The organism is Tenacibaculum sp. SDUM215027, assembly GCF_050566205.1.
Taxonomy (GTDB): domain Bacteria; phylum Bacteroidota; class Bacteroidia; order Flavobacteriales; family Flavobacteriaceae; genus Polaribacter.
The window spans coordinates 1,126,932-1,141,221 of the sequence record NZ_JBNXUE010000001.1; the positions used below are offsets into that span (position 1 = coordinate 1,126,932).

Here is a 14,290-nt window from a genome sequence, read left to right on the forward strand (position 1 = left end):
TTAATAAAGCTATTACTCTGTTTTATGAAGCTTACTGTGTTGTTGTATCCATTCAGTAAGTTCTTCATCTTTAATGTCGTACTTATGTGTAAGCTCTTTTTTTATTTGCTTTAAGTATGTTTCGTTTAATACACTTTTCTCATATTCAGAAACAACTATTTGTATAAAGCTGTCAGCATATTTTTTTATAGGTTTTTTAACTGTTTCAGGCTTAACATCTTCAGTTGACTCAATTACTGCTTCCTCTTCTACAACTATTTTTTCTTCTACAACCTTCTTGTCAGCCACAGCACCGCTACTCGTTGCATAGATAGTCTTTTCGTCTTTATACCACCCTTGAGGGATATTAGCTAATTGATCATCACTAACTATGATAGTTTTAATTTTATTTCCTGTAACATCCATACTTTCCAAATTAGGACAGTTTGAAACGTCTAATGCAGTAAGTTGGTTGTAACTAGCATATAAACTTTGAATATTAGAATTTTCACCAAGAATTAACGAGGTTAACTTGTTGTAATCACAACTTATGTAAGTTAAATTATGATTTTTACTTACATCTAAACGTTCAATTTTATTTTCACTACAATTCAAAAAGCTTATAGAAGAACTCTGTGATAAATCAATCTTTTTGATATTATTACCAAAGCAATCCAAACGTTTTAAATTAGGAAAACTCTCTAAACCAGTTAAATCTTTAATTTTTGAATATACATTAGGCAAGTCTTTGTTTGTAACAGGATCGTTAACATTTAAGTTGGTAACATATTCGGCATCACTAATAGTAATACTTCCGTTTAAACCATTAGAGTCAATTTTTAAATTAATCAAGCATTCCTCTAAACCAATATCAGGAATTCGAATTGTTTCTTGAGAATAAATGTTAAATGCAAATAATGTTGCAAAACAAAAAGGGGTAATTGTTTTCATAATAAGGGGAATTTTTGCCAAAATTATGTAAATATATGTTTTTAGCAAATTAATTTTGCCTAGAGTTTTGTTATAATAAGATAACTTTTAAAACTAGTAGTATATTTGTATAGTATATGATAACCCAACAAACCATAGATAGAGTTTTTGAGAGCGCCCGAGTAGAGGAAGTGATAGGAGAATTCGTGCAGTTAAAAAAGTCAGGAAGTAACTTTAAAGGGTTAAGTCCGTTTACTGACGAACGTACACCTTCGTTTATGGTATCACCAGTAAAACAAATTTGGAAAGATTTTAGTACCGGAAAAGGAGGGAATGCGATTTCTTTTTTAATGGAACACGAGCATTACACCTATCCTGAAGCGATACGTTGGTTAGCTAAAAAATACAATATTGAAATTGAAGAAACCGAACAATCTGACGAGGAAAAGCAGCAGGTAAATGAGCGTGAAAGCATGTTTTTGGTTTCTAAGTTTGCCAAAGAATACTTTCACGATGTGTTGATGAACACTCAAAATGGAAGAGCTATTGGATTATCTTATTTTAAAGAAAGAGGATTTAGAGAAGATACTATTGAAAAATTCGATTTAGGATACTGTAAAGACGAGTGGGATAATTTTACCAAAGCTGCGCTAGCTAAAGGCTACGATTTAAAATACTTAAGATCTACCGGTTTAACAATTGTAAAAGAAGGTGGAGCAGAAGATAGAAAGTTCGACCGATTTAAAGGGCGTGTGATGTTTCCTATTCATAGTATGTCGGGACGTATTTTAGGTTTTGGAGGTAGAATACTTACAAATGATAAAAAGGCCGCAAAATACCTGAATTCACCCGAGAGTGATATCTATCATAAAAGTAAAATTCTTTACGGGTTATATCAAGCAAAAAAAGAAATAGCTAAAGAAGATAACTGTTTTTTAGTAGAAGGGTATACTGATGTAATTTCGTTTCACCAATCTGGTATTGAAAATGTGGTAGCATCTTCTGGTACTGCGTTAACACCTGATCAAATTCGTTTGGTGAATAGATTAACACAAAATATTACAGTGCTTTTTGATGGTGATGCAGCTGGTGTTAGAGCTTCACTTCGTGGGATTGATTTAATTCTTGAACAAGGAATGAATGTTAGGGTAGTGGCTTTTCCTGAAGGAGAAGACCCTGATAGTTTTGCCAAAGCACACTCTAATGCTGAATTAAAACAGTATTTAGAGGAGAAGTCACAAGACTTTATTGAGTTCAAAGTTTCTTTATTAATGAAAGAAGCGGCGAATGATCCTGTGAAAAAAGCAGGATTGATTAGAGATATTGTTACAAGTATTTCTAAAATTCCTGACGGTATCCAACGAGAAGTGTATGTACAAGAGTGTGCACGTATCATGGATATTTCAGAGAGAGTACTATTTAGCGAGCTTGCACAATTACTAAAAAAAGGAGCGGCATCAGTAAGAAAAAGTAGTGTAGGACAAGACCCTAATCAACCACCTCTAGATTATTCCCAAGAACAAGGGCAAGCTTCTATGGAAGCTATAAAAGGAGGAAAAGGAAAGTTACAGCAAAGCATTAATCAATTAAATATTCTAGAGAAAGAAATTATTAGAATATTGTTGTTATATGGTAACGAAATTGTTGATTTTGTGAACTGGGTAGATGCAGTTGACGAAAGAGGTCGTCCTTTTTTAGAAAAAGAAGAATACCAAAATACGGTTTCAAACGAGTTGTACTTAAACTTACAAGAAGACGAAATAGAGTTTACTAATGAAATATTTCGATTGACCTATTATGAATTAATTCATCAATTAAATCAAGAAGAAAAAATTAAAGTAGATCATTTGGTAATGCATGAAAACCCTCAAATATCTAGTTTAGTAACTAATATTTTGATGGATGAAGAAAAATATAACTTGAGTGATTGGGAGCGTAAGGAAGTTTTTGTAACAGAAACAGTTAAAATTCTTCCAAAGTTGGTAACTGATGCTATTTTAAACTTGCGTAGAGTTTTAATTGAAGAAAAAATCAAAGAAATTATGCAAGAAAGTCAAGAACAAAAAACAATACCTAATCTAGAAGAAATAGGGAACTATACAGGGTTAAAAAAGCGTCTTTTCGAAAAACTGAACCGAGTAATTTAAGGCTGATAAATTGCTGAATGTTTAGGATTTTAAGGGTCTTAACATTTTTTTTGTAACTTTACTCGCGAAAAGAACAAGAAACCAAAGAAAAATGAGAAAGTTGCTGCAAATTCTAGAGCTGCTCAGATTGCTAATTATATTACCTTTTAATATATCTAACGGGCAAAAAAAGAGTGCTTACCAAAGGATTAAACGACAAATGATGTCGGTTAACTTACTTTAATTCTTTAGGTATTTCACAAATAGGAATAGGAATCATTTTATGCTGATTAATTCGGTTAAGGCGCGTATATATTTTATATATCTCTAACTCTCTACCAGAAAAATCATCTACAGTTTTTCCTGCGTCTTGCATATGCATAGCCCATTCTAACTCATCGTATGAAGCTCCAATCTGGTCTTCATCTGTTCTGCTATCACCAAATAAACCATCAGTAGGTTGTGCTTTTTGGATAGAAGTAGGAACGCCTAAATGAGCTGCTAACTCATACACTTCTGATTTTACTAAGTCTGCAATTGGGCTTAAATCCACACCGCCATCACCATATTTAGTATAAAAACCTACACCAAAATCTTCTACTTTATTTCCTGTCCCAGCAACTAGCAAACCATGTAATCCAGCAAAATAGTATAAGGTTGTCATGCGCAAACGGGCTCTAGTGTTGGCTAAAGCTAAATCAACTTTAGCAGAAGGTTCAACTTGAGGAACAATAGTTTTAAAATCTTCAAAAGTAGAAGTTAAATCTACTTCAGCTTCACTCACATTATTAAAACGATCTTTTAATAGTTTAATGTGTTCGTTAGCTCTACTTACTTGGCTTTTAGCTTGATGAATTGGTAACTCAACACATAAAGTAGGTAAACCAGTTTTAGCACATAATGTTGAGGTAACTGCACTATCAATACCACCAGAAATTCCTACAACAAAACCATTTACTTTTGCATTAGTAGCATAATCTTTTAACCAGTTTATAATGTGTTGAGCAACCTTAGGAGTATTCATTTTTGTGATATTTTAATAGTTTACAGTTAAGTTGTAAAAACTAATTTAGTAATTTCGACGTTGTAATTTAGAATGTAAATATACTAAAGTTCATGAGAAAAATTTTAGCACTAGTTGTCTTAGTTCTTGTAAGTCTTTCATGTAAAAATGATGAAAGTAATAAGTTAGATGTTGATGTGTCAAGTATTAATGTAAATGTTGATTTAGAACGTTTTGATGTTGATTTTTATAATACTAAACCAGAGGAACTTACTAAGACAAAAGAAAAATATCCAATGTTTTTTCCTTCACAACCAGATAGTGTTTGGATAAATAAAATTCATAACAAAGATGAGCAGGAGTTGTTTGTTGAAACTCAAAAAGTTTTTCCTGATGTTGTAGAAGAAAAAGAGCAATTAACATCATTATTTAAGCATGTAAAATACTATAATCCAAGATTTGTAAGTCCAAAGGTAATTATAATGCTAACGAATATTGATTACAACAATAGAATTGTATATACCGATAGTTTATTGTTGATTTCTTTAGATGCTTATTTAGGTGGAAAGCATGAATTTTATAATGATTATCCAGCTTATGTAAAACAAAATAATACGAAAGAACATATTGCGGTAGATGTTGCTAAAGCTATTGTTGGTAAACAAATGTTACCAAGTATGGCGAGAAGCTTTATTGATAAAATGATTTATCGCGGAAAAAAAATGTATTTGCTTGATGCTTATTTACCCAATACACCTGATGCTACTAAAATAGGATATTCACAAGCAAAAATAGATTGGGCAAAAAGTAATGAAGAACAAATATGGATGTATTTTATAGAAAAAGATTTGTTGTATAGTACAAGCAAAGATGTTGATAAGCGTTTTTTAGATTTAGCTCCATTTTCTAAGTTTTATATGGAACAAGATAGTCAATCACCAGGTAGAATAGGGGAGTGGATTGGTTGGCAAATTGTACGTTCGTACATGCAAAAGAATGATGTATCTTTGCATCAATTATTACAAACAAGTGAAGAGGAAATCTTCAAAAACTCAAGATATAAACCAAAAAGATAATGGCGGTAGAGCATACATCAAAAATAACATTTAAAGTAGGACTAGACGAAAACAAAGTTCCTGAAGCAATTACTTGGAATGCAGAAGACGGAGGTATAAAAGATGAAGCATCAAAAGCAATTATGCTATCTGTTTGGGATCATAAACAAAAAGATACCTTACGAATGGATTTATGGACCAAGGATATGCCTGTGGATGAAATGAAGCAGTTTTTTCATCAAACCTTGGTGTCTATGGCAAATTCTTTTGAAAGAGCAACAAACGACGAAAAAATGAGCGCAACTATGCGTGATTTTTGTGACTACTTTGCTGAAAAGCTAGAGTTAATTCAGAAATAAAAAAAAGCAGCTTTTAAAGCTGCTTTTTTATGTATTGTAGTTTTTTATCTTATTAATGATAGTTTCATAATCATCAGGGTTGTTTACAAAATCTAAATCCGAAACATCAACAATTAGAATGTTTAAATCAGGTTGTGTTTTGATAAAGTTACTATAACCATCGTGAATCTTTTGTAAATAACCAGCTTCTATATTTTGCTCGTAATCACGTCCTCGTTTTTTAATGTTTTCTAACAAGCGCTCAGTGTTCTGGTATAAATATACATACAAATCAGGCTTAGTGATTTCTTTGTACATTAAATCAAACATTTTTCTATACAACTTATATTCATCACTGTGCAAAGTAATTTGTGCAAAAATGAGCGATTTAAAAATGTAGTAATCAGAAACAATAAAGTTTTTAAATAAATCGAATTGTGCTAAATCATCAGAAAGTTGTTGATAACGATCAGCTAAAAAACTCATTTCTAAAGGAAAAGCATAACGATCATTATCATTGTAAAACTTTGGTAAAAACGGATTATCAGCAAAACGTTCTAACACTACTTTCGCATTAAACTCGTCAGACATCATATTGGCTAACGAAGTTTTTCCAGCACCAATATTACCTTCAATAGCGATATAATTATACTTTTCAGTAATAGGAATAGGTCGCTCTAGTTTTTTATTAAGCTTTGTGATTTCTGAAGTATCAGTACAATTCTCCAGACAGATATACAAATGTTTTTTCTTTATAGGATGGATAACATTACGTGCAATTTCAACCAAAGGTACTAATGCAAACTTACGTTTTAACATTCGTGGATGTGGTACGATTAAGGTTTTAGAGAAGATAATTTCATCATCAAATAGTAAAATATCTAAATCAATTAATCTATCAGAATATCCTTCAGTATTTTTTCGAGTTCTTCCAAGTTCTTTTTCTATAGAAAGTAGTCTCAGTATTAATTGTTCAGGAGGTAAATATGTTGAAACTTTAATGCAAGTGTTAAAAAAGTTATTGCTATCAAATCCCCATGAAGCCGTTTCATATACAGATGCTACTTTTAATACAGCGCCTACCTTATCTGCAATTGAGTTGATTGCTTGTTGAATGTTTACAAGCTTATCTCCTTGATTGGTTCCTATAGAAATATATGTAATTCGTTGTATTTTCATGAATGGGATGCAAAGAAAACTAAAACTAAAAAAAGAAAAGCTAAAAAAAGATTTTTTATTTAAATATATTTTTGAAAATAAGGTAGGGTATTTTGTTTTTCAACTGTTATAGTATTGGATTTCTTTATAGAGTAAGATTTTTATATGATTATTGGGGAATGATCTGAAATAACTCTAAGTTAAAGGTTGCTAATTTTAGCAGCCTTTTTTCTTTACTGTAAAGTGTAGAAAACAAAAAAAACAACCAAATTTGGTTGTTTTTTTGCTTTCTAAAAATAGAATCTTATGATTCTTTTTTATCTTGTCTAGGTTTTCTATCGTCACGACGATTATCGCGGTTACGATTATCACGACCTTTATTGTCTCTATTGTTATCTCTAGGTGGTCTAGCTACATAACCTTCAGGTTTAGGTAACAAAGCTTTACGAGAAACTTTCTCTTTACGAGTTTTAGGATCAGTTCCGAAATATTTTACATCTAAAATATCTCCTAAATTAACAACATCTGTAACATTGTTAGTACGTTCCCAAGCTAACTCGCTAACGTGTAATAAAACTTCATTTCCTGGAGCTTCAGTATATTCTACAACGGCACCAAAATCTAATAACTTTATTACTTTTACTTCGTAAACAGAACCTTTTTCAGGTTTAAACATCATTGATTCTATACGCGCAAGAACTTTTTCAATTCCTTCAGGACTTGTTCCTAATATCTCAACGATTCCTTCTTCAGTAACAGGGTCTTCGTTGATAACAATAGTAGTTTCAGTTTCTTTTTGTAACTCTTGAATGTGTTTTCCACCCGGTCCAATAAATGCTCCAATCATATCGTTAGGAATCACTCTAGTAACCATTTTAGGTGCATGAGCTTTCACTTCTGCATTAGGAGTAGCAATGGTGTCTGTTAGTTTTTCTAATATATGTAAACGACCATCACGAGCTTGTTTTAATGCATTTACTAAAATTTCGTAACTTAATCCTTTTACTTTAATATCCATTTGACAAGCTGTAATACCGTCAGCGGTTCCCGTTACTTTAAAGTCCATATCTCCTAAGTGGTCTTCATCACCTAAAATATCAGATAAAACTGCATAACGATCACCATCAGAAATTAACCCCATTGCGATACCAGAAACAGGTTTCTTTAATTGTACACCAGCATCCATCAATGCCATGGTACCAGAACAAACGGTTGCCATAGAAGAAGAACCGTTAGATTCTAACACTTCAGATACAACTCTCACGGTGTATGGGCAATCAGCAGGAATCATTCCTTTTAAGGCTCTTTGAGCTAAGTTACCATGACCAACTTCTCTACGTGAAGTTCCTCTTAAAGGACGTGCCTCCCCAGTACAAAAAGGAGGGAAGTTGTAATGTAAATAAAAAGTTTCTTCACCTTCGTAAGACGGCATGTCTATTTGGTTAGCCTCTCTAGAGGTTCCTAAGGTTACAGTTGCTAATGCTTGCGTTTCTCCACGAGTAAAGATAGAAGAACCGTGTGTAGATGGTAAGTAATCAACCTCACACCAAATAGGTCTAATATCTGTAGTTGTACGCCCGTCTAAACGTAGTCCTTCAGCTAATGTTAATTCTCTAACAGCATTTTTTTGTGCTTTGTTAAAATATTTTCCAATTAAATTACCGTAGTCTTCAATTTCTTCTTCAGAAAAAGTAGCAATGATTTCTTCTTTTACTTCAGAAAAAGCTAAGCCTCTTTCTGCTTTTGAAGTTCCTTTTTTAGCAATGTCATAACATTTAGCATAGGCCAAATCGTTAATTTTTTTAGCTAACTCTTCATCTTCTCTTTCTGCCTCGTATTCACGAGTTTCTTTTTTACCAAAAGCTTCTGCTAAACGAACTTGAGCCGCACATTGTACTTTAATAGCTTCGTGTGCGAATTTAATAGCATCTGCCATTTCTTCTTCAGAAATCTCATCCATTTCACCTTCAACCATCATTACAGAATCTGCTGAAGCTCCAATCATCATATCGATATCAGATTCGGCTAATTGTGATCTGTTTGGATTGATCACAAATTCTCCATTTACTCTAGCAACACGTGCTTCAGAAATTGGAGTTTCGAAAGGAATATCTGATAATTGAATTACAGCTGAAGCAGCTAAACCAGCTAAAGCATCTGGCATTACTTCTTCATCATGAGACATTAACTGAATCATAACTTGTGTTTCAGCGTGATAATCTTTTGGAAATAAAGGACGTAAAACACGGTCTACTAAACGCATTGTTAATACTTCTCCATCACTTGGTCTTGCTTCTCTTTTAAAGAAGCCTCCAGGGTAACGTCCTGCTGCGGCAAACTTTTCTCGGTAATCTACTGTTAATGGTAAAAAATCAACATCAGATTGCTTGTAGTTAGATACTACAGTACATAATAACATTGCTTTTCCCATCTGAACAACAACTGAACCGTGTGCTTGTTTTGCTAATTTACCGGTTTCTAATGAGATGGTTCTTCCATCTCCAAGGTCTATGACCTCTCTAAATACTTTTGGAATCATAAATTTTAATTCTAATGTTTTGTTTTTGTTTGTTGTTGTTGTGTTGTTGTTGCTCCAATGGAAAATCAAAATTGTTGTTAGTAATTTTGAGCTTTTTATATATAAATTTCTGTTTGTTAGTCAGAAATAAATTTCATGTAAAAATAAAAAAGAGGCACGTTTATAGAGCCTCTTTTTTTGTAGAATTATTTTCTAATTCCTAATTCTTTAATAATCGCACGATATCTGTTAATCTCTTTTTTCTTTAGATAATCTAATAAGCTTCTACGCTTACCTACCATACGTACTAACGAGCGCTCTGTGTTAAAATCTTTACGATTTTTCTTTAAGTGCTCAGTTAAGTGGTTAATTCTGTGCGTAAATAACGCGATTTGACCTTCTGCAGTACCAGTATCATTTGCTCCTTTACCGTGTTTTGCGAAGATTTGTTCTTTAACTTCTTTTGTTAAATACATGCCAATATTATTTAAATGATTATTATGTACTCAATGCATTCACATTGAAGTTGCAAATGTACGATTATTTTTTGGATTGAAAACGAAAAAAATAGAAAGCAAAAAAGCTAGCAAACGCTAGCTTTTTTGTTATGCTCTTACAGGTTGATTCTGTATTAAGTCAATATATAAGTTAATCTGTTTTTTTAAGTCTTTTCGTTCGAAAATAGCATCTAAGAAACCATGTTCTAGTAAAAATTCTGAACGTTGAAATCCTTCTGGTAAATCTTTACCAGTAGTGTCTTTTACAATACGTGGACCAGCAAAACCTATTAACGCATTTGGTTCTGCAATGTTAATGTCTCCTAACATAGCAAAAGAAGCTGTGGTTCCTCCTGTAGTAGGATCGGTACATAAAGATACATATGGGATTTCAGCATCTGCTAATTGTGCAAGTTTAGCAGATGTTTTTGCTAATTGCATTAAAGAAAGTGATGCTTCTTGCATACGAGCTCCTCCTGATTTAGAAATCATTAAAAAAGGAATGTTGTTTTTGATTGAGTAATCAATAGCTCGTGCTATTTTTTCTCCAACTACACTACCCATAGAACCTCCTATAAAAGCAAAATCCATAGAAGCAACTACTAAATCTTTTCCCATTGATTTACCTACGGCAGTACGTACAGCATCTTTTAATCCTGTTTTTTTCTGAGCTGCTTTTAATTTTTCAGGATACTTTTTAGTGTCTTCAAATTTTAACGGGTCTTTAGCTGATAACTTTGGATCCAATTCTTTGAATTTATTGTCATCAAAAAAGATTTCAAAGTACTCTTTACTACCTATACGTACATGGTATCCATCTTCTGGACTTACGTATAAGTTCTTTTTTAATTCGTCGGTATCAATTATTTTTCCACTTGGGGTTTTATACCACAAGCCTTTAGGTGTGTCTTTTTTTTCTTCTGTTGGGGTTTGAATCCCTTTGTCTGTACGTTTAAACCAAGCCATAATTTAGTTTTTTATTCTTTAGTTGTTTGGTTTTCCTTTTTCAAAGAATATTATAATGTATTTACATTATTTAGGTCTTCAAAAGCTTTTTTTAATCGAGCTTTGAAAGTTTGTTCTCCTTCGCGCAACCATTTACGAGGATCATAATACTTCTTATTAGGAACATCATCTCCTTCAGGGTTACCAATTTGAGATTGCAAATATGCAGATTTTTCTTTCATATAATCACGAACTCCTTCGGTAAATGCATATTGTAAATCGGTATCGATATTCATTTTAATAACTCCGTAGCTAATTGCTTCGCGAATTTCTTCTAAAGTTGAACCTGATCCTCCGTGGAATACAAAGTCAATTGTATTGTGAGGAACGTTGTATTTTTTTGAAATATACTCTTGAGAGTTCTTTAAAATTTTTGGAGTTAATTTTACATTTCCAGGTTTGTATACTCCATGAACATTTCCAAAAGCAGCAGCAATAGTAAATTGAGGACTTACTTTCATTAATTCTTCATAGGCGTAAGCAACTTCTTCTGGTTGTGTATATAACTTAGATACATCTACATCAGAATTATCAACACCATCTTCTTCACCACCAGTAATTCCTAATTCAATTTCTAAAGTCATTCCCATTTTACTCATACGAGCAAGGTATTCTTTACAAATTTCAATATTTTCTTCTATTGGTTCTTCACTTAAATCAATCATGTGAGAACTGTATAAAGGTTTTCCTGTTTCTTTATAAAATTGCTCACTAGCATCTAATAAACCATCAATCCAAGGTAATAATTTTTTAGCTGCGTGATCGGTATGTAAAATAACAGGAACTCCATAAGCTTCTGCTAATAAATGTATATGTTTAGCACCTGCTACTGCACCAGCAATAGCGGCTTTTTCGTTGTCGTTTGATAAGCCTTTACCTGCATTGAATTGAGCACCGCCATTAGAAAATTGGATTATTACAGGCGAGTTAAGTTCTTTAGATGTTTCTAAAACACCGTTAATAGTGTTTGATCCTACAACATTAACAGCTGGTAAAGCAAAGCCTTTTTGTTTTGCTAATTCAAAAATCTCTTGAACTTCTTTTCCGGTGGCAACTCCAGGTTTAATCATTTTTTATTTGTTTAGTAGTGTGTTACATAAATTATGGAACAAATCTACACTTTTTTATACAAGTTGCGATAAATTTTTAGCAGAAAGTACTTTGTTAAAAAGGGTAATTAATACCTATGTTTAGTACTGAGTTAGAGAAATTGAAGTTTTTAAACCATCTACTATTTGTTAAGTATGGTTCGTGTGCTTTGAAGCCTAAATCCAGTCTTGCAATTAAGAATTTAAAGTCATAACGAAGTCCAAAACCAGCTCCAACAGCTATATCTTTTAATGATTTAAAACCGTTAAATTTAGCCGGGTCATCAACAAACTCTGTATTGGTTATATCCCAAATATTTCCTGCATCTATAAATAAAGCAGACTTTAAAGAGCCAAAAACATCAAAACGGTATTCGAAACTGGTTAAAAATTTTAAACTACCTATGTTGTATTCTAAAACAGGAGCTCGTGTACCAGGTCCTAAGTCGTAGGTTCTCCATGCGCGGATATCGTTAGATCCTCCAGCAAAATAGCTACGAGAAAACGGAACACTGGAATTATCGTAAGTAAAAACGGCACCAAGAAAAGTTCTATGGGCTAATACATTGTTATCACCTAAATCCCAATATTTTTTATACTCTAAGTCGGTTTTAAAATATTGTGCAACAGGAATTTTAAATACGGTCTTTTGCCCAGAATTATTAGTCTTTTTCGATAAAACTCCCATGATGTTTCCTGAGTTTGCTATTCTAACTTTAAAAAAAGAAAAATTAGCATCTTTAATATTTTTTTGATTGTTATAAGTATAACTGTAAGCAATTTCAGGAATTAAAAAATCAGAAGTTACAATGTTGTATCTGTTAGCAAGGTTTAAAACATTTTGAAACTCAATAGGGTTTGAAGCTGCAAAACTAGGATCGGTAATAACATCTGTAGCAAAACGAATTATTTCATTAGAGTTACTTGGTGTATTATCTGGAAAAGTGTATGAAGGGTCATAAATTTCAGCGACTTCAGCTAATTTTCGATATTCTGAATTATAAATAGAAAAATAATTATCAACATTTAGGTTTCTAATATATTGTGTATTTAATAGTTCTAATTGAATTGATTTTCTTTTATCGTAGTCCCATTTATAATCTATTCCAACTGATATGTTTTGTTTGTCTAAGCCAATATTCTTTTGAATTCCAATTCCTGAATAAAATTTAGTTCTAGGAAACATTCTTTTCGGTACTAACTTATGCAATCCGAAAGGAACCATAAAGCGAGGTACTTCTAATGAAATATCAGAACCAATTTCCCAACCAGGTCCATTATTGGAATTAAAGTAGGAACCAAAAGCGGAGAGTTTAAAAAGCTCAGCACCTTTAAATGTATTTCTATTAGTTAATGAAAATTTTAAAGAAACATCAAAGTTACGAATATTAGAACGAGACAGTTCTGTTTCAAAACCTAAAGTATATTTTTCAATAGGAGTTAAATACACATTAGCTTCCAATTTGTTTTCACTGATCTCATTATATCGAATAGAGGTTGCTTTAAAGTTTTTTAGTCCTCTTAAATGTATTCGTGTTAAGCTTCTAAGAGAATCGTTATAAACAGTATTTGGTTTTATAAATAAAGATTGCGATAAGTACTTAGGATTATATTTTAATTTCTTAAGAGCATAAAAATTAATCCCTTTATAGGTAGTAGTATCCTTGTATTCAGAGTTTCTTGTGTTGTAGGTATAATCGGTAAAAACATTTACTTTTTTTACTCTCTGAATTTGAAAAGGAACAGTTTTATCAGAAATATTAATATCTACATCCGATCTTTCATAGTTTTTTAAAGTATCAATATCAAAAGAAATATAATTTTCATTGAATTGGTATATTCCTTTGTTCCTGAATAGTTTAACGAGTCGGTTAGCCTCTTTTATAAAGTTGTCATCTTTATAATGGTCTCCAGGTTTTAAATAGCTTTTGTTTTTTGAAAGCTGATATAGAGAGTCTAAAACTGGCGATGTAATAAAGGTTTTTATGGTGTCAAGGTAAGAAGGATTTCCTTTTGTAATATGGTAACTAATTTCTCCTTTCTTTTTACCAATAGTATCTTTTTTTGAAGAAACTCTTGCTCTAAAATATCCTTCAGTTTGGAAGTAAGCTTTTAAATTATCTACAGTCCTATTAGTTTTTTTGTCATCAATTATAATTGGAGCTTGTCCACTAGTTAAAAACCAATTATTAAATCCTATAAATGTTTTTGCTACAGCAATACTTTGTTTTTCAGAGAAAATATCTTTGTAAAAATTATAGGTTTTTGGGTGTTTTTTAGCCCATTCACTTGGTGTTTTAGGAGCTTCAGGATTTCCTAAATTATAAAAATGCAATGATAAAGGCATACCTAGAGCCTTAGCATTAGGACGTTGCATTAGTAGTTCAGTAATGTTATCACTAGAGTTTTTTACACTGTCAATATATACCGTGTTTTTGGCTAGCAATAACTCGTTTTCTTTAACATATTTAATCGTGCTACATGAGCTGAATAAGACTACTAATAAAAAGAAGAAAGAAAGTTTTTTCATTAACTTTACACCTCGTATTAAGAATCAAAAATACTATTTTTTAGTGGTTTTAGAGTGTTAAAA

11 protein-coding genes are annotated in these 14,290 nt (G+C 32.0%); 3 read left to right on the forward strand and 8 right to left on the reverse strand.

The genetic code is table 11. The features are described from left to right. Positions 1-12 precede the first annotated feature (12 nt). Positions 13-930 (reverse strand): leucine-rich repeat domain-containing protein, encoded by a 918-nt coding sequence (locus tag ACQYZ7_RS05340; protein WP_430728733.1) that lies wholly within the window; start codon positions 928-930, stop codon positions 13-15. Between the two features lie 116 nt (positions 931-1,046). Here ACQYZ7_RS05340 and dnaG point away from each other — a divergent pair, with 116 nt between their 5' ends. Continuing rightward, positions 1,047-3,056, forward strand: coding sequence for a DNA primase (dnaG, locus tag ACQYZ7_RS05345; RefSeq protein ID WP_430728734.1), 2,010 nt, complete (start codon positions 1,047-1,049; stop codon positions 3,054-3,056). A gap of 214 nt (positions 3,057-3,270) precedes the next feature. Here the strand turns inward: dnaG and nadE are convergent, their stop codons facing one another. Then, a complete protein-coding gene (nadE, locus tag ACQYZ7_RS05350; RefSeq protein ID WP_430728735.1) occupies positions 3,271-4,059 on the reverse strand; it encodes an NAD(+) synthase in 789 nt (262 codons plus the stop codon). Positions 4,060-4,151: 92 nt separating this feature from the next. Between nadE and gldB the strand changes: the two genes are divergently transcribed. Both gldB and gldC read left to right on the forward strand, forming a co-directional pair. Beyond that, positions 4,152-5,114: a gliding motility lipoprotein GldB gene (gldB, locus tag ACQYZ7_RS05355; RefSeq protein ID WP_430728736.1), complete on the forward strand. Its 963-nt coding sequence runs from the start codon at positions 4,152-4,154 to the stop codon at positions 5,112-5,114. Then, entirely contained in the window at positions 5,114-5,452 is a 339-nt protein-coding gene (gene gldC, locus ACQYZ7_RS05360) for a gliding motility protein GldC (protein ID WP_430728737.1), read from the forward strand. Before gldB ends, gldC begins: the two co-directional genes overlap by 1 nt. 27 nt (positions 5,453-5,479) lie before the next feature. Here the strand turns inward: gldC and folK are convergent, their stop codons facing one another. The 6 genes from folK to ACQYZ7_RS05390 all read right to left on the reverse strand — a co-directional run bounded on the left by folK (position 5,480) and on the right by ACQYZ7_RS05390 (position 14,227). Then, complete coding sequence (gene folK, locus ACQYZ7_RS05365; protein ID WP_430728738.1) at positions 5,480-6,610, reverse strand: 2-amino-4-hydroxy-6-hydroxymethyldihydropteridine diphosphokinase; 1,131 nt, start codon at positions 6,608-6,610, stop codon at positions 5,480-5,482. Positions 6,611-6,893: 283 nt separating this feature from the next. Continuing rightward, positions 6,894-9,128: a polyribonucleotide nucleotidyltransferase gene (locus ACQYZ7_RS05370; RefSeq protein ID WP_430728739.1), complete on the reverse strand. Its 2,235-nt coding sequence runs from the start codon at positions 9,126-9,128 to the stop codon at positions 6,894-6,896. A 185-nt stretch (positions 9,129-9,313) separates the two neighbouring features. Then, positions 9,314-9,583 carry a 30S ribosomal protein S15 gene (gene rpsO, locus ACQYZ7_RS05375; protein ID WP_047788611.1) on the reverse strand — a complete coding sequence of 90 codons (270 nt, stop codon included), beginning with the start codon at positions 9,581-9,583 and terminating at the stop codon, positions 9,314-9,316. Between the two features lie 129 nt (positions 9,584-9,712). Further along, complete coding sequence (gene accD, locus ACQYZ7_RS05380) at positions 9,713-10,570, reverse strand: acetyl-CoA carboxylase, carboxyltransferase subunit beta (RefSeq protein ID WP_430728740.1); 858 nt, start codon at positions 10,568-10,570, stop codon at positions 9,713-9,715. A 50-nt stretch (positions 10,571-10,620) separates the two neighbouring features. Next, positions 10,621-11,679, reverse strand: a complete 1,059-nt coding sequence (gene fbaA, locus ACQYZ7_RS05385; protein WP_430728741.1) for a class II fructose-bisphosphate aldolase — start codon at positions 11,677-11,679, stop codon at positions 10,621-10,623. A 94-nt stretch (positions 11,680-11,773) separates the two neighbouring features. After that, a complete protein-coding gene (locus ACQYZ7_RS05390) occupies positions 11,774-14,227 on the reverse strand; it encodes a BamA/TamA family outer membrane protein (protein ID WP_430728742.1) in 2,454 nt (817 codons plus the stop codon). Between the last annotated feature and the right edge of the window lie 63 nt (positions 14,228-14,290).

Bases quoted from the DNA above. Each gene is read 5' to 3' on its own strand.
- ACQYZ7_RS05340 (WP_430728733.1), bottom strand. From the start codon at position 930: ATGAAAACAATTACCCCTTTTTGTTTTGCAACATTATTTGCATTTAAC.
- dnaG (WP_430728734.1), top strand. From the start codon at position 1,047: ATGATAACCCAACAAACCATAGATAGAGTTTTTGAGAGCGCCCGAGTA.
- nadE (WP_430728735.1), bottom strand. From the start codon at position 4,059: ATGAATACTCCTAAGGTTGCTCAACACATTATAAACTGGTTAAAAGAT.
- gldB (WP_430728736.1), top strand. From the start codon at position 4,152: ATGAGAAAAATTTTAGCACTAGTTGTCTTAGTTCTTGTAAGTCTTTCA.
- gldC (WP_430728737.1), top strand. From the start codon at position 5,114: ATGGCGGTAGAGCATACATCAAAAATAACATTTAAAGTAGGACTAGAC.
- folK (WP_430728738.1), bottom strand. From the start codon at position 6,610: ATGAAAATACAACGAATTACATATATTTCTATAGGAACCAATCAAGGA.
- ACQYZ7_RS05370 (WP_430728739.1), bottom strand. From the start codon at position 9,128: ATGATTCCAAAAGTATTTAGAGAGGTCATAGACCTTGGAGATGGAAGA.
- rpsO (WP_047788611.1), bottom strand. From the start codon at position 9,583: ATGTATTTAACAAAAGAAGTTAAAGAACAAATCTTCGCAAAACACGGT.
- accD (WP_430728740.1), bottom strand. From the start codon at position 10,570: ATGGCTTGGTTTAAACGTACAGACAAAGGGATTCAAACCCCAACAGAA.
- fbaA (WP_430728741.1), bottom strand. From the start codon at position 11,679: ATGATTAAACCTGGAGTTGCCACCGGAAAAGAAGTTCAAGAGATTTTT.
- ACQYZ7_RS05390 (WP_430728742.1), bottom strand. From the start codon at position 14,227: ATGAAAAAACTTTCTTTCTTCTTTTTATTAGTAGTCTTATTCAGCTCA.